This is a genomic window from Pseudomonas sp. HMWF006 (assembly GCF_003061205.1).
GTDB classification, from domain to species: Bacteria; Pseudomonadota; Gammaproteobacteria; order Pseudomonadales; family Pseudomonadaceae; genus Aquipseudomonas; species Aquipseudomonas monsensis.
On sequence record NZ_QAIU01000421.1, the window covers coordinates 1 to 1960 of the forward strand.

Annotated in this window: 1 protein-coding gene; it reads right to left on the reverse strand. The window is 66.2% G+C overall.

Going from position 1 to position 1960, the window contains the following annotated elements:
* Nucleotides 1–1960 (reverse strand): autotransporter outer membrane beta-barrel domain-containing protein (locus tag DBR24_RS17450; protein ID WP_256591595.1); only part of this gene is annotated, 1960 nt, incomplete at both ends.

The following is a 1960-nucleotide window of genomic DNA, read 5'->3' on the forward strand; positions in this document are numbered from 1 at the left end:
GTGCCAGCTGTATGCCGCGCCGAGGCGCACGGCCAAGGCATCGAACTGCGAGTTCAGGTAACCGGCCAGGTGGTAGCTGTCGACCTTGGCATCGGAGTTGCGATCATGCGCATTGAGGTTGCTGCGGGTGTAACCGGCGGCCATCCCGGCACGCCAGGTGTCGTCCAGCGCCTTGTCGGTGCCGAGCATGAAACCGCCAAGGTTGCGATCGACTTTCGCCGTGTTGCTGTCGCCGCCCATGTCACCCCAGGCACCGATGGCCCGGATCCAGCCGACCATTTCCCCGTGACAGCCGTTGCTGCTCAGTTGGGTGTCGCTCGGTGCCAGCGTCCGGCGTGGATCGTCCGAGGCGCTGCACGACGGCTGGCGCATGCGGTCATTGACCGCCTCACGGATGAAGCGCGAATCCTCGAGCATGGCGCTGGCCGTGCTGGCGTGGATTTCCCCGGACAGACTGTCGAACGCGTTACGCGCACCGGCCACGCTGAGGTTGACGATCTGATTCTGCAGGGCCGCCCCCGCCGGGCCGTTAAGGGTGAGTGCCGTGGCGGTGGCGCGCTGGTTACCCGTGGCGGCGACGTCGGCGAACGAGTTGCCGTTGCGGCTGACGGCCAGGGTGACCGAGTCGGCACCATAGATCAGCGAGCTGTCGAGGAACGCATACTGCGGCAGATCGGCTGCACTGAAGGTGCCGGTCACGCCGCCACCTGCGGTGATCAGTGAGTATCTGGTGTTACCGGTGAACGGCGCGAGGCTGTTGACCACCAGCCCGCCACCGAGGGTGGCCGTGCCCCCTACTGCCAGCGGCGTGGCGGTCGGCGAACTGACCGTCAACGCCAAGACACCATCCGCCGCGTTGCTCAGGTTACCGGCCACACTCAAGGTGCCGTCGGCGCCACCGGAAGCCACTACACCGTGGTTGACCACCGAGCCAACGCTGCCGTTGCCGCTCAAGCCCGCACCGTTGGCGACAGTGACCTGCCCGCCCAGCGAGGCCCGGGCCGCACGGTTGCCGACTTGCAGCACGCCCTGATCGACCGCAACCGTGCCAGTGAACGGTTGATCACCGGTCAACAACAAGGTACCGGCGCCACGTTTGGCCAGCGCTCCGGCGCCCTTGATGGCGCCATTGAACCGGCCATTGGTGTTCTGCAGGAACACCAGTGAGGCGTTGTTAGTGATGTTGCCTTGCAGGCTGGTGGTGTTACCGACCAGCGTACCGCCACTGACCGTGGTACCACCGCTGTAGGTGTTGGCAGCGCTCAGCAGCAATGTGCCGGCGTCAAGTTTTTCGATGCCGCCGGTGCCGATCAGCGGCACGTCGATTTCGGCACTGCCGCCGGCATTTACCCGGATCGGCGCTGGCGTGCCACCGGGGCCGTTGACCGGAGTCAGTGTATCGCCGGCATCCGGAACCAGGCTGTAGCCACCGACGAGGAACTGCAGGCCGGTGAAGTTCTGATTGCCCTGCACCGTGACCGTGCCGCCCTGCCCGCCGAATACGGCGAACTGACCGTTGGCAGCCAACGCTTGCGTGCCGCTCGGATCGGTCCAGTTGGTCGCCGGGCCCCACACGCCACTGCCGCCGCCGATGCTGCCGTCAGGGTTGGTGGTGCCGCCGTTCCAGAACTGCACTTCACCCGGCGTGCCCTGCACCAGCAGGTTGACCTGATTGGCAATCGCCGTTTGCAGGGTCAGGTTGGCCGCCGACACCGGCAGGCTGCCGTAGATCAGGCCGTTGTCGGTCAGGCTGCCGCCGTAGCTGAAGAGTTGGTAGACCCCAGTGCCGAAACCGCCGGCGTTGCTGATGTTCAGCGTGCCGTCGAGGGTCAGGTTGCCGGCGACGTTGACCACGGTGGTCGAACTGCTGGCCGAGCCAAGGCTGAAGTCCAGATTGCTGCCCGAGGACAACGCCAGCGCGCCGACCGACAACGGCGTGGCGGTACCACCACCGGTCAGC